The organism is Streptomyces flavovariabilis (genome assembly GCF_000725785.1).
Classification (GTDB): domain Bacteria; phylum Actinomycetota; class Actinomycetes; order Streptomycetales; family Streptomycetaceae; genus Streptomyces; species Streptomyces hawaiiensis.
In genome coordinates, this window is sequence record NZ_JNXD01000018.1 from 151,661 (window position 1) to 171,286 (window position 19,626).

At 71.7% G+C, this 19,626-nt stretch carries 16 protein-coding genes; 3 read left to right on the top strand and 13 right to left on the bottom strand.

From position 1 onward, the window contains the following. Positions 1 to 36: 36 nt before the first annotated feature. The 8 genes from IO24_RS0128525 to IO24_RS0128560 all read right to left on the bottom strand — a co-directional run bounded on the left by IO24_RS0128525 (position 37) and on the right by IO24_RS0128560 (position 8,737). Positions 37 to 1,419, bottom strand: a complete 1,383-nt coding sequence (locus IO24_RS0128525) for a DUF4407 domain-containing protein (protein WP_078899403.1) — start codon at positions 1,417 to 1,419, stop codon at positions 37 to 39. Next, complete coding sequence (locus IO24_RS0128530; protein WP_031140455.1) at positions 1,412 to 2,485, bottom strand: hypothetical protein; 1,074 nt, start codon at positions 2,483 to 2,485, stop codon at positions 1,412 to 1,414. Before IO24_RS0128530 ends, IO24_RS0128525 begins: the two co-directional genes overlap by 8 nt. Further along, positions 2,482 to 4,746, bottom strand: coding sequence for a hypothetical protein (locus tag IO24_RS0128535; RefSeq protein ID WP_031140457.1), 2,265 nt, complete (start codon positions 4,744 to 4,746; stop codon positions 2,482 to 2,484). Before IO24_RS0128535 ends, IO24_RS0128530 begins: the two co-directional genes overlap by 4 nt. After that, the gene (locus tag IO24_RS0128540; RefSeq protein WP_031140459.1) at positions 4,739 to 5,530 is read right to left on the bottom strand and encodes a hypothetical protein; all 792 of its coding nucleotides are present in this window, start codon (positions 5,528 to 5,530) and stop codon (positions 4,739 to 4,741) included. The genes IO24_RS0128535 and IO24_RS0128540 overlap by 8 nt, the downstream gene beginning before the upstream one ends. Before the next feature lie 92 nt (positions 5,531 to 5,622). Continuing rightward, entirely contained in the window at positions 5,623 to 6,375 is a 753-nt protein-coding gene (locus IO24_RS0128545; RefSeq protein ID WP_234335289.1) for a Crp/Fnr family transcriptional regulator, read from the bottom strand. A gap of 175 nt (positions 6,376 to 6,550) precedes the next feature. Continuing rightward, positions 6,551 to 6,925, bottom strand: coding sequence for a Pycsar system effector family protein (locus IO24_RS0128550; protein WP_031140463.1), 375 nt, complete (start codon positions 6,923 to 6,925; stop codon positions 6,551 to 6,553). Between the two features lie 64 nt (positions 6,926 to 6,989). After that, positions 6,990 to 7,700 (bottom strand): TIGR03943 family putative permease subunit, encoded by a 711-nt coding sequence (locus IO24_RS0128555; RefSeq protein WP_031140465.1) that lies wholly within the window; start codon positions 7,698 to 7,700, stop codon positions 6,990 to 6,992. Next, positions 7,697 to 8,737, bottom strand: a complete 1,041-nt coding sequence (locus IO24_RS0128560; protein WP_031140467.1) for a permease — start codon at positions 8,735 to 8,737, stop codon at positions 7,697 to 7,699. The genes IO24_RS0128555 and IO24_RS0128560 overlap by 4 nt, the downstream gene beginning before the upstream one ends. Positions 8,738 to 8,919: 182 nt before the next feature. On the opposite strand from IO24_RS0128560, the gene IO24_RS0128565 reads away from it, so the two are divergent. Further along, entirely contained in the window at positions 8,920 to 10,812 is a 1,893-nt protein-coding gene (locus IO24_RS0128565; protein WP_031140469.1) for a potassium channel family protein, read from the top strand. Between the two features lie 144 nt (positions 10,813 to 10,956). Here IO24_RS0128565 and IO24_RS0128570 read toward each other — a convergent pair whose 3' ends face one another. Continuing rightward, entirely contained in the window at positions 10,957 to 12,816 is a 1,860-nt protein-coding gene (locus IO24_RS0128570) for a S9 family peptidase (protein WP_031140471.1), read from the bottom strand. 102 nt (positions 12,817 to 12,918) lie between these two features. Here IO24_RS0128570 and IO24_RS0128575 point away from each other — a divergent pair, with 102 nt between their 5' ends. Both IO24_RS0128575 and IO24_RS0128580 read left to right on the top strand, forming a co-directional pair. Continuing rightward, positions 12,919 to 13,740, top strand: coding sequence for a class I SAM-dependent methyltransferase (locus IO24_RS0128575; protein WP_031140473.1), 822 nt, complete (start codon positions 12,919 to 12,921; stop codon positions 13,738 to 13,740). 100 nt (positions 13,741 to 13,840) lie between these two features. Further along, the gene (locus IO24_RS0128580) at positions 13,841 to 14,635 is read left to right on the top strand and encodes an SURF1 family protein (RefSeq protein ID WP_037668659.1); all 795 of its coding nucleotides are present in this window, start codon (positions 13,841 to 13,843) and stop codon (positions 14,633 to 14,635) included. 198 nt (positions 14,636 to 14,833) lie between these two features. Here the strand turns inward: IO24_RS0128580 and IO24_RS0128585 are convergent, their stop codons facing one another. From IO24_RS0128585 to IO24_RS0128600, 4 genes are all read right to left on the bottom strand, one after another. Then, complete coding sequence (locus tag IO24_RS0128585) at positions 14,834 to 15,874, bottom strand: hypothetical protein (RefSeq protein WP_031140477.1); 1,041 nt, start codon at positions 15,872 to 15,874, stop codon at positions 14,834 to 14,836. A 128-nt stretch (positions 15,875 to 16,002) separates the two neighbouring features. Then, complete coding sequence (locus IO24_RS0128590) at positions 16,003 to 16,578, bottom strand: SigE family RNA polymerase sigma factor (protein WP_031140479.1); 576 nt, start codon at positions 16,576 to 16,578, stop codon at positions 16,003 to 16,005. A 522-nt stretch (positions 16,579 to 17,100) separates the two neighbouring features. Further along, positions 17,101 to 18,186, bottom strand: coding sequence for an aspartate-semialdehyde dehydrogenase (locus tag IO24_RS0128595; RefSeq protein ID WP_031140481.1), 1,086 nt, complete (start codon positions 18,184 to 18,186; stop codon positions 17,101 to 17,103). Further along, positions 18,186 to 19,463 carry an aspartate kinase gene (locus IO24_RS0128600; protein WP_031140483.1) on the bottom strand — a complete coding sequence of 426 codons (1,278 nt, stop codon included), beginning with the start codon at positions 19,461 to 19,463 and terminating at the stop codon, positions 18,186 to 18,188. Before IO24_RS0128600 ends, IO24_RS0128595 begins: the two co-directional genes overlap by 1 nt. Between the last annotated feature and the right edge of the window lie 163 nt (positions 19,464 to 19,626).

Below are 19,626 nucleotides of genomic sequence, written 5' to 3' on the forward strand. Positions count from 1 at the left end.
GGCCGTGGTGCGGGGTTCCTCGTGCGGGCGGGAGCGTCAGACCGTCGACGACCGGCGGATCTCGTCCTCCAGTGCGTTCACGGCCTGCCGGACCCTGATGTTCATCGCTGCCGTGTGCTCCCTGGACGCCGCCTCCGACTCGGCGCGGTGCCGCCTGACGTCCTGTTCGATGGCGTCCTGGGCGATCTCGAGGTTCGCCATGGCGCGGCGCTCGGCGAGCCGGACCTCCTCGCCGTGGATCTTGACGGCGCTGTTGCTCTCGTTGCTGAGCATCCGGTCGTACGCGGTGTCGCCGCTCAGGTACTTCACCAGCACGGGAAGCATGTCGAGGAGTACGAACAGCAGGCGGACCAACCAGATGCCCGCGAACAGCACCGTGTTGCCACTCGCGAGTTCGTCGAGCGCCCTGATCCGTTCCAGGACACCGATCTCCTTCTGCTTGGCGCGTTCCTCTTCAAGGCGCCGCTCGATGCCGTCGGCGCGGGCCTTGAGGAACGCCCCGCGCGACGAGGTCAGCTCGGCCTCGATCTTCGAGATGCGGTTGTTCATGCCGGCGAGCCGCTTCTCGTTCTCGCTCGTGCGGTGAGTGGTCCGGTAGTCCTGTGCCTTGTCACGCAGGCGCAGGCACTCGGAGGTCCGCTGGTAGAGACCGGTCGCGGCTATGCGGACCAGCCGGCGGCACTCGTCGCGCACCTCGGAGTCGATGGCCTCCAGCCGGGTGGTGTCCCGGTCCACTCGCTTCTGCAGGGTCACGGCGTCCGAGCGCAGGGCTCCCAGTTCCTCGCCCCGTTCGCCGGGCGTCGCTCCGAAGGAGAGGACGTACGTCCTGTCGCATCCCCTGGGTGTGACGGCCTGAGTCGTGGACGGTACGGGGTTGCAGCGGACCAGGTTCGTGCGCAGCCGGTCGACGGCGTCCGTACGGTCGTCCGCGACGCGTTCCTCGATGGCCGTCTGGAAGATGCGCAGCACCAGCGGTTCGGCGATCACCACACCGAGCAGGAGCGCGATCAGCAGGCGGGTGACGAGAGGGCCGGCGCGTCGCCGGGCGTTCGGCTGGGGGGTGACCAGCCAGCGGTCGAGGTTGAGGACGAACAACATCCAGATGACCGTCGGTATCACGGCCACGAAGGAGACCCTGCCGAGCGCCTCGGTCGCGAAGTTCCACATGGAGAACGCCGCGATGACGGAGGTGCCGAGCACGACCCCGCCGAGGGCCGTGTACTTGCTCCGCTCGTACTTGACCCGGGCCAGCAGTTCCTCGTCGACACCGGTCAGGGCGCGCAGCCGTCGTGCGGTGTCGACGTCGAGGGGGCGGCGGGCGGGGTCGGTAGCGGGCTGCTCACGCATACGGCCGGGAGCGGGCTTCTGGTCTTCGGCGGTGCCGGAAGCCGTCACGGGTTCTGTCAGGAAGTCAGTCAACGAGATCGTCCTCGTCCGCGACGAACCCGCCCTGCGCGTCGCGCGCACCGGCCCGGCCCGCTCCCGCGCGAGCGGAGCGCGCCTTGCCCGGCTCGACCATGCGGGCGCTGTCGGCGGCGCTTGCGATGCCGGGCGTGGCCTGGCTGCCGGTTTCCCGCAGAACCTGGTCCAGGACCTGGTGATAGTCGACGTACTCGCTGCCGCCCATCTGCCGCAGCAGCGTCAGCAGCATGTCGCGGCGCATCTGCGCCTCCGCCGTCTCCCGCGCCTGTGCGTGGGCCCGGTCGGACGTCTCGGCCGTGTGACGGCGGGCCGAGTCCTGGTCGGTGATCCGGTGGATCCGGGCGGCCGCCTGCGTGACGTCGATCTCCTGCCGGGCGATGCCGAAGGCGTCCACGTGGTCGGATCCCTGGGAGAGCAGTTCCGCGATCCGTCGGGCGTCCTCGGTCTCGAAGTCGCGCTGTCCGCGCTGGAGTTCCCAGGAGCGCCGCTCGTCGCGCAGCTTCTGCTCCCAGTCGCGCAGGTCGTCCGAGGCGTGCACCTCGGCGCTGACGAACTCCACGCTCATGCCCGCGACCCGGGGCGGCACGATCGCGCTGTAGGCGGTCATGCGGTGGCTGACCTCGATCCGTACGGCGTTGACCTCCTCCACGCGGTGCCCGGCGCTCGTCCTCGGCAGGTCGGCGTCGCCCATCAGGTAGGCACGCAAGGGAACGGTGACGTCGATGATGCCCTGCCGGGCGATGACCGTCGGGTCGGTCACCTGGCAGGTGAAGGCCGCCCGCACCGTGAAGTTGTCCGCCTCGCTCATCGACGGGAGCGTGCGCTCGACCTCGACCAGTCGGGCCCGGGTGTCGACCAGGCTGACGGAGGAGGCGTCGAGCACGTCGGGGTGGGCCGGGTCGAAGACCATGCCCTCGGGGAAGGTGCGGTAGTTCCCGCCGACCCTGAAGACGTAGGCCGCGCCGGGCGGCAGTGGCGGCACGTCCTCGCGGCGGCGACGCCGAGACCACCAGGTCCCCTGGACCGTGGTCAGGATGTGCTCGGCGATGACCGGGTAGTTCACTTGCTTCGGCCTCCTTGAGCTGTAGGGAAGGGTGCGGTGGATATGTGGTGCGCGGTGGTGCGCCGGGGCCCCGCCGGCGCCCGTCCGCGCAGTGATCCGAGGAGTACCTGCGCCAGTTGGCGGGCGCCGGGGATCGCGTAGTCGGGGTGCTTCAGGGCGATGGACAGGTGGTGGCACAGGGCGGCCCACTGGCGGCCCGTCATGGCGCTGCGCATGGCCTCGCCGAGTTCGCGTACGGCGCCGGTGACGGACGGGTCGTCGCGCAGCTGCACCAGCGTTCGGCACAGCGCGCCGACCGCCCGGCTCCTGTTGCCGCTGTGCAGTACGTGGGCCCACAGGGACCCGAGGTGGCGGGCACTGTCCGGGACGGTGCGCAGGAGAGCCGCGGTGACGGGCTCTGCGGTCTCCAGCCCTACGGTCTCCAGCAGTTGGACCGTGGTGCGCAGCGCGATCGACCTCTCCCGTGACCCCGGCCCCGTCCTGGCGATCACCGTCCGTACGTACCGGAGGATGAACAGGACTTGTTCGGGGTCGTGTTCGGCGGTCTGCAACAGCAGGACCAGCGAACGGCGGGCCGAGAACGCGATCCGCTCTCCGCGCTGCGCCAGCGACCAGAGCCCGTTGAGCGCGTCCAGACGGTAGAGGGAACCCAGGCGGCCCGTCAGCGCCATGGCCGCCGTCACGGCACGGCCCTGGCCGCTGTTGTCCGTCCAGCTCACGACGATGTTCAGGGCCTGCGGCGCGAGATGCTCGACGTCGCACATGAACTGCAGGGTCAGGGCGGCGGTGACACGCTGATTGGTGAGTCCCTCGGACCACACCTTCAGCAGGTTCTCGTCGACCTCGACGAGAGCGTGCCGGGCCAGCAGCGCGACACCGCGGGCCACCTCGGTACGGGTGTCGAGATCACCCCGCAGGGCAAGGTCGCCCAGCCACTGGCGCAGCGGGTACCAGAGCTCGTATCCGTACAGGTCGTGCAGTTCCGTGATGACGAGCTCGCGGACGCGCGACGAGGTGAAGACCAGACGCCGCTCGCTGCGGCCGGCGTCCCGGCCCTGGCCCGGCCGGTGCTCGGTGGTCACGAGCCCCACCGCCCGCTCCTTCCACCGGGCCCGGGACTGCCGGGCCACCGCGCCGCCCGGCGGCGTCCCGGTCTCGTCGTCGGCCTCGGCGACCGGCCTCTCGCCGCTCTGCTCCCAGTTGCGCACATGGGCGGCGAGCGCGGCGCACTCCTTCTCGAACGTCCGCTCCGGCACTCCCTCCAGGAAGGCCAGGGCCGCGAGCGGGAGCAGGTCGTCCGCGGAGGGCTGCTGCCGGAACCACTCCTGGACCCGCTCCCGGTACCGGTCCCGGAGGGTGTCCAGCGCCTGCTCGGCGCCCTCCCGGGGCAGGACCACGGCCGCGGCCACGACGTCGCCGGGCCGCCGCTGCTCTCCGACCCGCTCCAGTAGTTCCCGCTCGGTGTCCGGGGCGAGGGGGGCGTGCTGCAGCATCTCCCGGCAGTGCTGGAACAGTTCCACGGGGTCCGGGGCGTGCCATGGCACGCAGTGGTCCCGCAGGGCCAGCCGCCGGCGCGTCGTGTCGGCCGCCGTGACGACCAGGTAGGACCCCTTGCGGCGCAGTTCCTCGCTCAGCCGCCCGATCTCGTACGCCTGCACGGCGCGGTCGGGCAACTCGCCCACGTAGTCGAGGATGACGTATCCCTGACCCGGTTTGAGGTCCCGCGACGCGGCGAGGTCGGCGAGAGCGTTGGCGGGCGAGAGGCTGCGCAACCTGGCCGCGTCGCCGAGGATCTCCCGGAGCAGAGCGAGGGATCCTGCGCCCCGGCCGCTGCCGTCCTGGCCGGTGAGCACCACCAGGGAGTTCTCGCGCAGCTTGTCGAGCGCCTCGTCGAAGCAGGGCTGCGGGGGCAGGTAGAACCGCAGGGCCCGGCCGGCTTCCTCCGGTTCGATGGTGCCCGGGGCGAGGCCGGGGGACGGGGCGGCACCGATGCCGAACGCCGCTCCCGTGGCGTCGACGACGCCGTAGAAGTTGTTGTTGACGAGCTGGTGGACGCGGCGGAGATCGTCGTAGCCGCGGTCGTCCTCCTCCCGTTCGTCGGGCTCTGTGCGCCGCTCGGCGGGCCGGTCCGGGCCCGCCCCCTCGTCCGCGGCCTGCGGTGTGCTGGCGAGGTCGTCCGGCACGGGCGGCTCGGCGTCGTCGTGGGGAGCGGGGACGGGCGCGATGTCCAGCCCGTCGTCCGGGTCCGTGACGTCAGCCACCGGCGCTCCCGAAGCCGAAGACGGCCCCTCGGGCGTCCACCGGGCCGGCGATGTTGGTGACGTTGATGTTGTCGCTTCGGTACTCGTTGCTGATCCCTGTCGCGCCCGCGGCGGCCGGCTCGGGCCGGTCCGCCGCGGGCTCCCCCGGCACCGGGGCCGCGTGCTTCCCCCGCTGCGCGGCCCCGGGTTCGCGCGAGGCCGCTGCCGGCGCGGGCACCCACAGCCAGGCCGTGGCCTCGTACTCCTTCGCCTGCGCGGTGACGCGGGTGAAGTCGTCGGTGGACAGGGTCGTGTGTCCGCCCGCCACCGTGGAGCGGAAGACGTCGTCGGACAGCAACAGCGCCAGGTCGGCGTCGGGGTGTGCGGCCAGGGCGTCGTAGAGCGGACGCGCGGTGAGCAGGCGCGCGGTGGCCACCACGGCCGTGCCGGCGAAGCCGTTGTCGGCCAGCTCCACCAGCCCCTGGTGGACGACCGCCCGCAGCCGCATCCGGGCCGTGGGAACTCGCTGGGCGTTGTACTCCCGCAGTTCGGCGACGAGATGGCGAATGTAGTCGTCGACCAGGCGCGGCTCGGTGCCGTCCAGGGGACGCACCGCGATCTGCTCGTCGCCCTTGCGCTGGATCTGCCACTGCGCGCGGTCCAGGCCGGCGCCCCTGGCTGCGCCGTCCAGAATCCGCGGCAGATCATGCTGCGTCTGGGACTGTCTACGGTCGTTCTTTCCACCGTAGGCCTCTGCGTCCACGGCTATACAGGCGCAGGGACGGAAACCGGACCACTCAGCCACCCGATCATTCCTCTCTGGACATGCCGTGAGCGGACACCGCTCACGAAGTGCTGCCCGAGAGGCTAGGAGAGGGGGCGAGAAGTGATCCCGTACTAATACGGGTTGTCGGCAACGACTTTGGCGAATTCAAGCAGTTTCGGGACGTCACAGATGGTTATGGTTCGGTAACTGCGTTCCACCAGTCCCTTGGCTGTCAGTGCGGCCAGGCTCTTTTCGGCCGTGTTGAGTGCGAGGCCGGCCAGCGAGGCGAGTTCCCTCTGGGTGAGCGTCACGCCGAGGTCGCACCGCGTGCCGTCGCCGTCCGGCGCGGGCTGGGCGTAGGCCTGGCTCAACTCGGCGAGGACGCGGGCCAGCCGGGTCATCGAGTCGTAGGCCTGGAAATCGACTCGGCGCCGGTTGGCCCAGCGCAGGCGGGCGCACAGCATGTGGAGGATGGCCCGCATGGCGTCCGGGTGGCGGGTGAGGAAGGTTTCCAGCGCCCGCATCTGGATGATCCGGGCGGTCACGTCACTGCACGCGACGACCGTGCCGGACCTGGGCCGCTCCTCGAAGGCGGCCATCTCACCGACCAGGTCGCCCGCTATACGGACGGCGAGCAGCATGTCGTAGCCGCTCTCCGCGCTGGCGACGACCTTCACGACACCGCTCGTGATCAACAGGATGTGCCGGCTCTCGTCGCCCTGTTGCAGCAGCGCACGATGCGGTGGATAGGCGATCGGGGTGCCCTGCGTCAGGAGTTCTTCGCGTGTGGCATTCCGTAACCGGCCGAGAAATGTGGACGGCGGCCACGCGTGATTCACCAGCACCTCCGACGGTCTCACTCCGCTGCGCTTCGCGCCGTTCAAGCCTGACCATGCTGCCGTCGGGCCGTGCTCCGGCAAACAGACGGGAAGAGATGTGGCCTGTTTTCTCGCGTCGCAGCCTGAATTGACCGAACGGGCGTTCCTCACGACAACGGCCGATCTCAATACCGGCGGGTAAGGATTAGGTCGGGCGCCCGCCCGGGCCTCGTACGGCGCCCTACGACAGCAGCCCGGCCAGTGTCCCTGCCAAGGTGAGGGTCAGGAACGCCACTCCCCATCCCATCGCGTGACGTACGCGGCGGTGCCGGGACGGGATGTCGGCGGGCCGGGGCCCGGTGGCCAGGCTCAGGAGGACCAGGGACGGGGCGCAGGCCGCGCAGCCGGTCCAGAGGAGGAGTTGGGGGATCGCCGCGTACTGGGTGGGGGTGATGACACCGGCGGTGATCGCGGTGAGGAGGGCGGTCAGGGCCGCGCCGAGGGTGGCCAGGGTCAGGCCGGCTCGGTGGTCGGCCTTCGCCAGCTCCTCGCGGACCGCCTCCGGCAGGAACGGCCGGTCGAGTTCCGCCGTGCGCTCGCCATGGAGTGTGGTCATGCGTACCCCTCGCTGATCAGCGGATTCTCCCGGGTACCCCAACGGGGCTGTGCTACACCGCAGTTCAGCTGTTCCACGTCTCGTCGTACGGGTCGTGCGGGGTGGGCACCGGTCTGGCCGTCGTCACCTCCAGGTACGGGATCGGGCCGTTGTTGACCGGGTCCTTCGTGCGGCGGGGGGTGTAGGTGCCGGTGATCTCCAGCCAGGTGTCCGGTCGCAGGACCGGGGGGATGTCGCCCGTCAGGGCGATCTTGACCGGCTGGGCGTCGGCCGCGCAGCAGTTGAGTCCCATGCGGACCAGGAAGGGGGTGCCTTTCCGGTCCAGGGTGACGAAGCCGGTGATCTTCAGCTCGCGGTCGTTCAGGGAGCGGCCGTCGTCGTAGATCGCGCGGCCGGCGTAGTCGGCCACGGCGAGGCGCAGCGGTGCGTCGCCGGTGGGGAGGGCCGGGAAGCCGAAGGGTTTCGTCAGGGCCGTGCCGGTGTGCGCCGCGCTGTAGGAGCCCAGGGCCGGCGGGGCGACCAGGATCAGGGCGAGGACCGGGAGCGTGAGGAGCCAGGAGACGCGGGGTTCGCGGTGCGGGTGGTGGCCGTGGGTGGGGGTGCGGCGGTCGTACCAGAGGGTCGCGGCCGCCGTGGTGATGAGGACCGCACCTGCCAGGAGGACCAGGGGGCGCAGGCCCTCCTTGACGTAGCGCAGGTACAGGTCGGTCGTGCCGGCATGCAGGAGGGTCGCGCCGAGCAGGAAGAGGAGGGCCGTCTGGGCCAGGCGGTTCACAGCAGGACCGTTCCGGTCAGGGCCGATACGACGACGGCCAGGGCGAAGGTCGCGGGGGCGAACCGCAGGGCGAAGGCGCGGCCGAAGGTGCCCGCCTGCATCGCGAAGAGCTTCAGGTCGATCATGGGGCCGACGACCAGGAAGGTCAGACGGGCCGTCAGGGAGAACTGGGTCAGGGACGCCGCCACGAACGCGTCCGCCTCCGAGCAGATGGAGAGCAGGACGGCCAGGACCGCGAGGACCAGGACCGACAGCACGGGGTTACCGGCAGCGAGGCTCAGCCATTGCGCCGGGACCACCGCCTTCAGGGTCGCCGCGGCCATCGCGCCGATCACCAGGAAGCCGCCGGCGTGTGTCACGTCGTGGCGGACCGAGCCCCAGAAGGCCGGCCCCTTGCCCTGACCCTCGTACGACGCGCGGGCCGGGGGGCGCAGCCAGTCCGGGCGGCCGAGGCGGTGCCAGAGCCAGCCCATCGAGCAGGCCACCAGCAGACTCGCGGCGAAACGGGCCGGCACCATCTCCGGGTTGCCGGGGAACGCCACGGCCGTCGCCGTCAGCACGATCGGGTTGATGGCGGGCGCCGACAGGAGGAACGCCAGGGCCGCCGCCGGTGTGACGCCTCGGCGGACCAGGGCTCCGGCGACCGGCACGGACGCGCACTCGCAGCCCGGCAGTACCGCGCCGGCCGCGCCCGCGACCGGGACCGCCAGGACCGGGTGCTTGGGCAGGGCCCGGGCGAAGAACGACGGCGGCACGAACACCGCGATCGCCGCCGACAGCAGCACACCGAGCACCAGGAACGGCAGCGCCTGGACCATGACCGCGACGAACACCGTCATCCAGCTCTGCATCACCGGTGCGGCCAGGGCCCCGCGGATCGGGTCCTGGAACATCACCGCGGTGAGCAGCAGAAGGGTCAGCAGGAGGGGGGAGTCGAGGCGCCGGCCCTCCTCCTTGCCGCCCTCTTCCCGGCCGCCGTCGGCCGGGGGGTCCCCGCGCTCGGCGTCGTCCTGCGGGGCGGTCTTCGTGATGGCCACGGGCCCGGTACCTCCGGTGGTGCGCGAGGGCATTCCCCATTCCCTCCCCTTGCGTACGGGCGGCGACGGCCGGGCGTTCACGCGACACCGTCCCCTTCTGGAACCGGTCGTCCCGGTGAGGCAGTCTTCTCCTCGTGGGGAGCGTTCCGAACCAAGGCCAGCCGAGTGATCCGGCCGCACACATGATCGTGTGCGGTGACGACGGGCTCGCGCACCGGCTGGCCGCCGAACTCCGCGGTGTGTACGCCGAGCAGGTCACGCTCGTCGTACCGCCCTCGGGGAGACGGGTGCGTCAGCCCGTGGTCGGGCGGGCCCGGGCCGCCTCGGCGGCGCTGCTCGACCGGGTCGTGAACGCGGCCGTCAACCGGTCCGGCGCCGGCGGTGAACCGGCCGCGAGCGAGCAGGTCGTCGAGGCCGCCGAGCTCACCGAGGCAGTGCTCACCGAGGCCGGCGCCGACCGTGCGGCGGCGCTGGCGCTCGTCTACGACGACGACGAGACCAACATCCGTGCCGCGCTCACCGCCCGCCGGCTCAACCCGCGCCTGCGCCTCGTACTCCGGCTCTACAACCGGCGGTTGGGGCAGCACATCGAGGAACTGCTGGACCAGACCGCCGCCGTCGCCTCGGGAGACGGGCGGGGAGCGGGCCTCGACGCGTCGACGACGGTGCTGTCCGACGCCGACACGGCCGCGCCCGCGCTGGCCGCCACCGCCCTCGTCGGCACCAGCAAGGTCGTCCAGACCGAAGGACTCGTGCTGCGTGCGGTGGAACGGCAGCCGCCGCGGCCGGGCGAGGTGGCCGACCCGGGGCTGTGCACGCTGGCGCTGCTGTCCGCGACGAGCAACGACCCGGCCGGGGCCGATGGTTCGGAGAGCAGCGGGGAGCACGGGCCGCAGCTGCTGCCGGACGAGGCGGCGGTGGCGTCGGCGACCGGGCGCGGCACCGTGGTCCTGGAGCAGGTGTCGTACTCCGGGCCGTCCCTGCCGGCCGGGCGGGGCGGTGTGCCGCCGTTCGCCTCGCTGTTCTCGCGGCGGCTGCGGTGGTCGCTGGCCGGGCTGGTGGGGTGTGTGCTGGCCCTCGCCGTCGCGTTGACGATCGTGACCGGGGAGCATCCGCTGTACGCGACGTACGTCACGCTGCTCGATCTCTTCGGCATCAACGATCCCGCGTTCCACGAGTCGACCGGGCAGCAGGTGCTGCAACTGCTGTCCGGGCTGGTCGGGTTGCTGCTGCTGCCGGTGCTGCTGGCGGCGGTGCTGGAAGCGCTCGGCACGTTCCGCAGCGCGTCCGCGCTGCGCAAGCCGCCGCGGGGGCTCGGCGGGCATGTGGTGCTGCTCGGGCTCGGCAAGATCGGGACGCGGGTGCTGACGCGGCTGCGGGAGCTGCACATTCCCGTGGTGTGCGTGGAGTCCGATCCGGACGCGCGGGGGATGGCCACGGCGCGGCGGCTGCGGGTGCCGGTGGTGCTCGGGGACGTCACGCAGGAGGGGGTGCTGGAGGCCGCGAAGATCCACCGTGCGCATGCGCTCCTGGCGCTGACCAGTGCGGACACCACGAACCTGGAGGCCTCGCTGTACGCGCGGTCCGTACGGCCCGATCTGCGGGTGGTGCTGCGCCTGTACGACGACGACTTCGCGACGGCCGTCTACCGCACGCTGCGGGCCGCGCATCCGTACGCCCTCACGCGGAGCCGGAGTGTGTCCCATCTGGCCGCGCCCGCGTTCGCCGGGGCGATGATGGGGCGGCAGATTCTGGGGGCGATTCCGGTGGAGCGGCGGGTGCTGCTGTTCGCGGAGGTGGAGGTGGCCGGGCATCCGCAGTTGGAGGGGCGGACGGTCGGGGAGGCGTTCCGGGCCGGGGCCTGGCGGGTGCTGGCGCTCAATACGGCGCCCTCCGGGGGGCGGCGGGGTGACGGGGGGAGCGCGGAGGAGGACGGCGCGGCGGCGTCGGGGCTGGTGTGGGATCTGCCTCCTTCGTATGTGCTGGGCACGGGGGACCGGGTGGTGCTGGCGGCGACCCGGCGGGGGCTTGCGGAGTTGCTGGGGCGGAGGCGGCGGGAGCGGACGGGGACGTGACGCCGAGCGGTGCGTTGTTGTCCCGGCTCGGCGTCACGACGTACGCGGCACCGGTGCCCGGGCCGGGTCGGTCGCGCAACCCGGCGCAGCGGGGTGCCGCCCGCGCCCACCCGTGCCGCCCCGGGCGGCACGCATGCCCGCGGTTCACGGCCGCCGGCTCAAGTACCTCTCCGCGAACTCCAGCTCCAGCCGCACCTGCTTGATCCGCTCGTCCACCACCAGGGAGCCGTGACCGGCGTCGTAGCGGTAGACCTCGTGGACCGCGCCTCGCGCCTCCAGTCGCTTGACGTAGTTCTCGATCTGGCGGATCGGGCAGCGCGGGTCGTTGACGCCGGCCGAGATGTAGACCGGAGCCTTGACCTGGTCGACGTAGGTGAGGGGCGAAGAGGCCTCGAACCGGTCGGGGACCTCCTCGGGGGTGCCGCCCAGCAGCGTGCGGTCCATCGCCTTCAGCGCTTCCATCTCGTCGTGGTACGCCGTGACGTAGTCGGCTACGGGGACCGCCGCGATGCCGAGGGTCCACGCGTCGGGCTGGACACCGAGGCCGAGGAGGGTGAGGTAGCCGCCCCAGGAGCCGCCGGTGAGGACGAGGCGGCCGGGGTCGGCGAGGCCGGAGCCGACGGCCCATTCGCGGACCGCGGCGATGTCCTCGAGCTCGATGAGGCCGACGCGGTTCTTCAGGGCGTCCGTCCAGGCACGGCCGTAGCCCGTGGAGCCGCGGTAGTTGACACGGATCACCGCGTAGCCGTGGTCGACCCAGGCCGCCGGGCCCGCCGCGAAGGAGTCGCTGTCGTGCCAGGTGGGGCCGCCGTGGATGTCGAAGACCGTGGGAAGCGGCCCGGTGGTGCCCTGCGGCCTCTGGACGAGGGCGTGGATGCGGCCTCCCGGCCCGTCCACCCAGACGTCCTCCACCGGCACCGAGCCGGGCGACCTCATGCCGGGCGGGTCGAGCACGACACCGCCCGTCGTGGAGCGGACCGCCGACGGCTCGGCCGCCGAGGACCACAGGTACTCCACGCTGCCGTCGGGCCGGGCCGTCGCACCGGACACCGTGCCGGGCGGGGTCGGGATCTCCGCCAGGGCGCGGCCGGCCAGGTCGTAGCGGAACAGCTCGCTGCGGGCCTCGAAGCTGTGGGCGATGAGCAGGCCGCTGCCGTCCGGGTACCACTCGGCGCTGACGTCGCCCGGCAGCTCCAGCGCCAGGTCCGTCTCCTCGCCGGTGGCCACGTCCCACACCAGGGGCTCCCAGCGGCCGCGGCGCTGATGGCCGATGAGCAGGCGCGTGTCGCCGTCGACGGGGGCGAAGCCGAGGACCTCCAGGCCCAGCTCGCGGGTGCCGCCCTCGGTGTCGTCGAGGTCGGCGACCGCCGTGCCGTCGGGGCGCAGGACGCGCAGCGCGGAGTGCATCGCGTCGCCGTGCTCGGTGTGCTCGATGGCGATGAGCGAGCCGTCGTGGGAGAGGTCGCCGACGCCGGCCGACTCGCGGTGCCGGTAGATCTCCACCGGTTCCTCGCCGGTGCGGACGAGGTGGATCGTCGTGCCGTCCTCGTCCGTGGAGCGGCCCACGACCGCCGTACGCCCGTCACGGCCGAGGGCGAGGCCCGCCGGGTAGGAGGCGTCCAGGCCCTCGGCCGCCGGGTCGTCCGCGCCGCCCTCGAAGGGCTGGCGGCGCCACACGCCGAACTCGTCGCCGTCCTTGTCGTCGAACCACCAGATCCACGCGCCGTCCGGGGACAGCACGCCGTCCGTCGTGCCGTTCGGCCGGTCCGTCACCTGGCGCTGCTCGCCGGTCGACCGGTCCCAGGCGTACAGCTCGTACGTCCCGGTCGCGTTCGAGACGAACAGCGAGCGGTCCGGAGCGTCCTCCGCCCAGTCGGGCAGGGACACCCGGGGCGCCCGAAAGCGCTTCTCCCAGTCCGGCATCCGCTCCTGCCGTCCCGCCTGTACCGCTTGCTCGTGCTGGTCCCGCTGATCCCGCGCGTCGGACCCGTTGCTCTCAGTCATGGCCCCATACTGCCCGCCCCGGCCGGCAATTCGCTGGCGAGGTCCCCAGCCTGTGGATAACCTCCACCGGTCCCCCTCCCGAGCAGGTCAGGAGTCACACCCTTGTACTCCCCCACCCCGGCCGACTGGAATGAGGCCAACCGCGCCCACTGGGACGAGCGGGTCCCGCTGCACGTCGCCGGTGATTTCTACGATCTGGACGCCTTCCGGGCCGGTCAGGACCCCTTGCGCGACTTCGAGCTCGCCGAGGTCGGTGATGTCGGCAACCGCTCTCTGCTGCACCTGCAGTGCCACATCGGCCTCGACACGCTGTCCTGGGCCCGGCACGGCGCCGCCCGCGTCGTCGGGCTCGACTTCTCCGAACCCGCGATCGACCTGGCCCGCGAGCTCGCGCGCGACCTCGGGCTGGGCCCGGAGCGGGCGGCGTTCGTCGCGGCGGACGTGTACGACGCGGCGGCCGCGGTCCCGGACCCGTCGTACGACATCGTGTACACCGGGGTCGGCGCGCTGTGCTGGCTGCCCGACATCGGGCGCTGGGCGGAGACCGTCGCGTCGCTGGTGGCACCCGGCGGGTTCCTCTACCTCAGCGAGTTCCACCCGCTCACGGACGTCCTCGACGACGAGACCGGCTCGCGGATCACGCACGACTACTTCGCCCGTGACGCCTGGGTCGAGGAGAGCGCCGGGTCGTACGCGGCCGGAGCCGAGTTCACGCACAGCCGGCGGGTCGAGTGGCAGCACCCGGTCGGGGAGGTCGTCTCGGCGCTCGCGGCGGCCGGGCTGCGGATCGAGTTCCTGCACGAGCACGACGTGTCGCTGTTCCGGCGGTTCGGGAGCTTCGAGCGGCGGGACGGTTACTTCCGCTTTCCGGAGTGCCGGCCGCGGATTCCGCTGATGTACTCGATCCGGGCCCGGAGGGACTGACCGTACGGAGCGACCTCGCCGGCCGGAACCCGCCGACGGGCCCGGGCCGTTGCCGACCCCCGCGGGCCGGGCCTGCCCGGCAGCCCCGTACCGTGGGGGTGTGTACCGGTTTCTGCTGACGCCCCGATGGTGGGGGATCAACGTCTTCGTGCTGTTGTCCATCCCCTTCTGCATCTTCATGGGGTCCTGGCAGCTGGGCCGGTTCGAGGACCGTGTGCAGGACCATCGCACCGCGACCGAGCAGGTCTCCGAGGCGCGGCACGAGGCGCCCCGGCCCCTCGAGGACATGCTGCCGGTGACCAAGGCCACCTCAGGGAAGCTGGTCACCGCCGGCGGGCGGTACGGCAAGCAGCTGCTGGTGCCCGGGCGGGAGCTCGACGGCAAGCAGGGCTTCTACGTGCTGACGCTGCTGCGGACCGGCTCGGGTGAGGCGCTGCCCGTGGTGCGGGGATGGCTGCCCGGGGACGCCGGCGCGGCGAAGGTTCCCGCACCGCCGGCCGGTGAGGTCACCGTCACCGGGGCGCTGCAGGCGTCGGAGACGCCGGGGGACAACGGGGTCAGTGCGCAGGGCGGGCTGCCGGCCGGGCAGACCTCTGCGATCAGTGCGGCGTCGCTGGTGAATCTGGTGCCGTACGACGTGTACGACGCGTGGGTCACGCTGACGACGGGTGACTCGGGGATGAAGGCGGTGCCGGCTGCCGCGCCGCCGGATTCGGGGCTTGATCTGAAGGCGTTCCAGAACCTGGGCTACACCGCCGAGTGGTTCGCCTTCGTGGGGTTCGTGATCTTCATGTGGTTCCGGCTGGTACGGCGTGAGGTGGAGTCCGCGCGCGACGCGGAGCTGGGGCTGGTGACGGGTGAGGAGCCTGTCGCTGTGGACGCCGCTGTGAACTGAGCGGCGCCTTCGCCCGGGCCGGGTGGGTCTGCGGCCCGGCGTGGCGGGGTGCCTCCCCCAAGCTCTCGGCTGCGCTCGAGCAGGGGGTACCCCCATCGCCCACCCGTGCCGCCCTGGGGGCACCTCCCAGGCCCTTAAGGCACTGGGGGAGGCACGACTGCCCGCAGCCAAGCGGGATCAGCAACCCGCACCCCGTGGCTACGCCCCCGCCAGCACGCCCGTCCAGTACACCGTCCCCGCGCACGCGTTGGACACCGTCACCGAGCTCGCGCCCGAGCCCGTGGCCGGGGTGTACGTCACCGCCACGCTGCCGTCGACCGTGCCGTCCTCCGTGGCCAGCTGCGGGGCCGTGCCCGTGTCGCCGCCGGTGGAGGTGCCGGCCGTGGTCGTCGGGTCCTCCGACGGGGTGGGGTCGGGGCTGGGATCGGGGCCGCCGACGCTGCCGCCGGGGGTGGGGCAGGTCTCGGAGGGGACCCAGGCGAACTTCACGTCGTAGCCGATGCCCGGCTGGAGCACCAGCTGGGCGGCCTCCAGGGACGGGTCGGGCAGGAGCCCGGCCGCCGCGTCCCCGGCGGTGTGCCGGACCGCACCGACCTTGCTGATGTCGGCCGCGCCCTGCGGCAGCGCGCTCACCGAGCCGGGGCCGGTGACCGTACAGGCCGCGCCGGAGACGTTGGTGACACGGAAGGAGCCGGAGACGGCGCCCGTGGAGTCAGGGGCGTTGCTGCTTCCCGAGGCGGGGCCGAGCTGGGCCGGGGTGCACGCCGGGATGCCGGCGGCGGTGGTGGAGGAGGGGTCGGTTCCGCCCTGGGACGCGCCGGTGGAGGCGCCGGATCCCTTGCCCTTGTCCTTCTCCTTCTTGTCGTCCTTCTCCTTGCCCTCGGTCTTGCCGGAGGAGCCGCCCGCGGTGCTCTCGCCGCCGTCCGGGCCCTTGCCCTCTCCCGAGCCGCCCTGGGTCTCGGAGGCGTGGCCGATGGCGGACGGGTTGGCGTCGGAGCCGGTGGCGTTGGAGACGTGCACCAGGGCGGGGATGGCGGTGCCGATGAAGAGCGCGGCGGCGGCCATGCCGACGACGGCCTGCCGCTTGCGGGTCCGCCGCTGGGGCACCGCCTTCCGCAGATAGTCCAGGGTGCCGTCGCGCGGCTCCACCTCCTGCACCACCTGGTGCAGCATCGTGCGCAGGTCCAGCTCGTCCGAGTCGAGCCCGTCGGGGCTCTGGTCGTCGGGGCCGTGGTTCACAGTTCCGTTCCCAGCGTGCGATTGCTTCGGATCTTGCCCGTGCAGCCTTGTCGGCGTCTGCCACTCTTCGAGGCGCTCGACGGGCTCGGGGCCGTCGCGCCCCTTGCCGCCCGCGCCGTTGCCGTCACTCATGCCGACGCCTCCATGGCGACCCTGAGCGCCGCGATACCGCGCGAGCCGTACGCCTTGACCGAGCCCAGCGATACGCCGAGCGTCTCGGCGACCTGCGCTTCGGTCATGTCCGCGAAGTAGCGCAGCACCAGCACCTCGCGCTGGCGGCGCTGCAGCCCCTTCATCGCCTTGATGAGGGAGTCGCGCTCCAGCTGGTCGTAGGCGCCTTCCTCGGCGCTGGCCATGTCGGGCATCGGCTTCGACAGCAGCTTCAGGCCGAGTATGCGGCGGCGCAGCGCGGAGCGCGAGAGGTTGACGACGGTCTGGCGCAGGTACGCCAGGGTCTTCTCGGGGTCGCGGACCCGCTTGCGGGCGGAGTGGACACGGATGAACGCCTCCTGCACGACGTCCTCGCAGGAGGCGGTGTCGTCGAGGAGGAGGGCGGCGAGACCCAGCAGCGAGCGGTAGTGCGCGCGGTAGGTCTCGGTGAGGTGGTCGACGGAGGTGCCGGCCGCTACGCCGTCCTCTGCGCCGTCACGCTGGTTGGGTATGCGGGCCGGCCGCGCTGCGGGCACGGGCGCGATCACCGGCATGCCACCGGGCGTACCGGCCATGCGGGGTCGTAGAGCCGCCGGACGGGGCGGTCGAAGGACCGTGCCGCGTGCCGCGCTGAAGTCGAGTACCTCTGCCACGCCTGTTGGACACGCTGACCCCCGTGAGGGTTGTACGTGCCGGGCATCACTTTCACGCCGACCGTCGTCGTCGGCGGTCTACCCGCGTCAGGCAGCACAACCGATGGTGCATTAAATGCCCTCATGCGCCCCGCTCTTCCCCTATGTCCAGATGTGAACGGACGTCCCCACGCCCGGTTCCAGGCGTCCCCACGCCTGATGAAGCGCTCCCACGGCCGAAGGGCGACCGCAAAGACGCTCCCCGCCCTCCGCACGGTTGCGGAGGACGGGGAGCTAAATCCTCTGATGCCGAAGCGCCACGAAACAAGTGGTCCGGACCATCGACCGGCTCACATGTCGTCCTCAGATCCTACAAACCGCCTCTGACATCGGCCGGGAGTTTCGGCGACGCGAAACTTCACGAAACCCGGGCGGCCACCCCGGTCAGGGCAGCTCGGCCGCGACGAGCTCGGCGATCTGAGCGGTGTTGAGCGCGGACCCCTTGCGCAGATTGTCCCCGCACACGAACAGTTCGAGCGCCGTGGGGTCGTCCAGCGCCCGCCGGACCCGCCCGACCCAGGTCGGGTCGGTGCCGACCACGTCGGCGGGGGTCGGGAACTCCCCCGCGGCCGGGTTGTCGAAAAGCACGACCCCGGGCGCCGTGGCGAGGATCTCGCGGGCCTTGTCGACGGTGACCTCGCTCTCGAAGCGGGCGTGCACGGTCAGGGAGTGCGTGGTGATCACCGGCACCCGGACACAGGTGACGGCCACGGGAAGGCGGGGCAGCCCGAGGATCTTGCGGGACTCGTCCCGCACCTTCATCTCCTCCGACGACCAGCCGTCCTCGCGCGCCGTACCGGCCCACGGCACGACGTTCAGCGCGACCGGCTCCGGGAACGGCCCGGTGTGGTCCCCCACGGCCCGGCGTACGTCGCCGGGGCCGGTCCCCAGCTCCGTGCCCGCGACCAGGGACAGCTGCTGCCGCAGCGTCGCCACACCGGCGCGTCCGGCACCGCTGACGGCCTGGTACGAGGAGGCGACCAGCTCGCGCAGCCCGAACTCGGCGTGCAGCGCGCCCAAGGCCACGATCATGGAGAGCGTCGTGCAGCTGGGGTTGGCGATGATCCCGCGCGGGCGCATCCGTACGGCGTGCGGGTTGACCTCGGGCACGACGAGCGGCACGTCCGGGTCCATCCGGAACACGCCGGAGTTGTCGACCACCACCGCGCCCTTGGCGGCGGCGATGGGCGCCCACCGCTCGGCGATCTCGTCGGGGACGTCGAACATGGCGACGTCGACCCCGTCGAAGGCTTCCTCGGTGAGCGCCGCGACCTCGGTCTCCTCGCCGCGCACGGTCAGCTTGCGGCCGGCCGAGCGCGGGGAGGCGATCAGCCGGATCTCGCCCCAGATGTCCGCCCGCTGGGACAGGATCCGGAGCATGACCGTGCCGACGGCTCCGGTCGCTCCCACCACGGCGAGCGTCGGACGCCCGGACCGTCCGGTCCGGGCGTCCTGTCGGAGGTCGGCCATCAGCGGCCGGTGCCTCCGTAGACGACGGCTTCGTCGCTGTCGGAGTCGAGTCCGAACGCGGAGTGCACGGCCCGGACGGCCTCGGGCACGTCGTCGGCGCGGGTGACGACCGAGATGCGGATCTCGGAGGTCGAGATCAGCTCGATGTTCACGCCCGCGTCGGACAGGGCCGTGAAGAAGTCGGCCGTGACACCCGGGTTGGTCTTCATGCCGGCGCCGACGAGGGAGATCTTGCCGATCTGGTCGTCGTAGCGCAGCGAGTCGAAGCCGATGCCGGCCTTGTTCTTCTCCAGCGCGTCGATGGCCTTGCGGCCCTCGGTCTTCGGCAGCGTGAAGGAGATGTCCGTCAGGCCCGTGGAGGCGGCGGACACGTTCTGCACGACCATGTCGATGTTGATCTCGGCGTCGGCGATCGTGCGGAAGATCGAGGCCGCCTCGCCCGGCTTGTCCGGCACGCCGACGACCGTGACCTTGGCCTCGGAGGTGTCGTGCGCGACACCGGAGATGAGAGCCTGCTCCACCTGCTTGTCCCCTTGCGTAATCGGCTCGCTGCTGACCCATGTGCCCTGGAGTCCGCTGAAGCTGGACCGGACGTGGATCGGGATGTTGTACCGGCGGGCGTACTCCACACAGCGGTGGAGCAGCACCTTCGACCCGGACGCCGCCAGTTCGAGCATGTCCTCGAAGGAGATCCAGTCGATCTTCCGGGCCTTCTTCACCACCCGCGGGTCGGCGGTGAACACGCCGTCGACGTCGGTGTAGATCTCACAGACGTCGGCGTCGAGGGCGGCGGCGAGAGCCACCGCCGTGGTGTCGGAGCCGCCACGGCCGAGGGTGGTGATGTCCTTGGTGTCCTGGCTGACGCCCTGGAAACCGGCGACGATCGCGATGTTGCCCTCGTCCACGGAGGTCTTGATCCGGCCCGGCGTGACGTCGATGATCCGGGCCTTGTTGTGGACCGAGTCGGTGATGACACCCGCCTGGCTGCCGGTGAACGACTGGGCCTCGTGGCCCAGCTTTTTGATCGCCATGGCCAGCAGGGCCATGGAGATCCGCTCTCCGGCGGTCAGCAGCATGTCGAGCTCGCGCCCGGCAGGCATCGGGGAAACCTGCTCGGCGAGATCGATCAGCTCGTCCGTCGTGTCGCCCATCGCGGAAACCACGGCAACCACCTGGTTGCCGTTCTGCTTCGCTTCCACGATCCGCTTGGCGACGCGCTTGATGCCCTCGGCATCGGCTACGGAGGAGCCTCCGTACTTCTGCACGACAAGGCCCACGTGCGCTCCTCGCTCAATCCGTCTCTATCCGCTCATACGCATTCGTACCGCGGTCGGCTCAGTCTAACGAGCGTCCGAAAATCCCTTCCGCGATATCGCATGGTGAGACTTCCGGGGTACTCGCTCAGAGCTGCTCATGCCCATCTCGGCACCGGCCACGCGA

What these genes read in the sequence shown, in the direction of transcription:
- IO24_RS0128550 (WP_031140463.1), bottom strand. Translation starts at nt 6,925, where the DNA reads ATGACCACACTCCATGGCGAGCGCACGGCGGAACTCGACCGGCCGTTC.
- IO24_RS0128565 (WP_031140469.1), top strand. Translation starts at nt 8,920, where the DNA reads ATGATCGTGTGCGGTGACGACGGGCTCGCGCACCGGCTGGCCGCCGAA.
- IO24_RS0128570 (WP_031140471.1), bottom strand. Translation starts at nt 12,816, where the DNA reads ATGACTGAGAGCAACGGGTCCGACGCGCGGGATCAGCGGGACCAGCAC.
- IO24_RS0128590 (WP_031140479.1), bottom strand. Translation starts at nt 16,578, where the DNA reads ATGCCGGTGATCGCGCCCGTGCCCGCAGCGCGGCCGGCCCGCATACCC.
- IO24_RS0128595 (WP_031140481.1), bottom strand. Translation starts at nt 18,186, where the DNA reads ATGGCCGACCTCCGACAGGACGCCCGGACCGGACGGTCCGGGCGTCCG.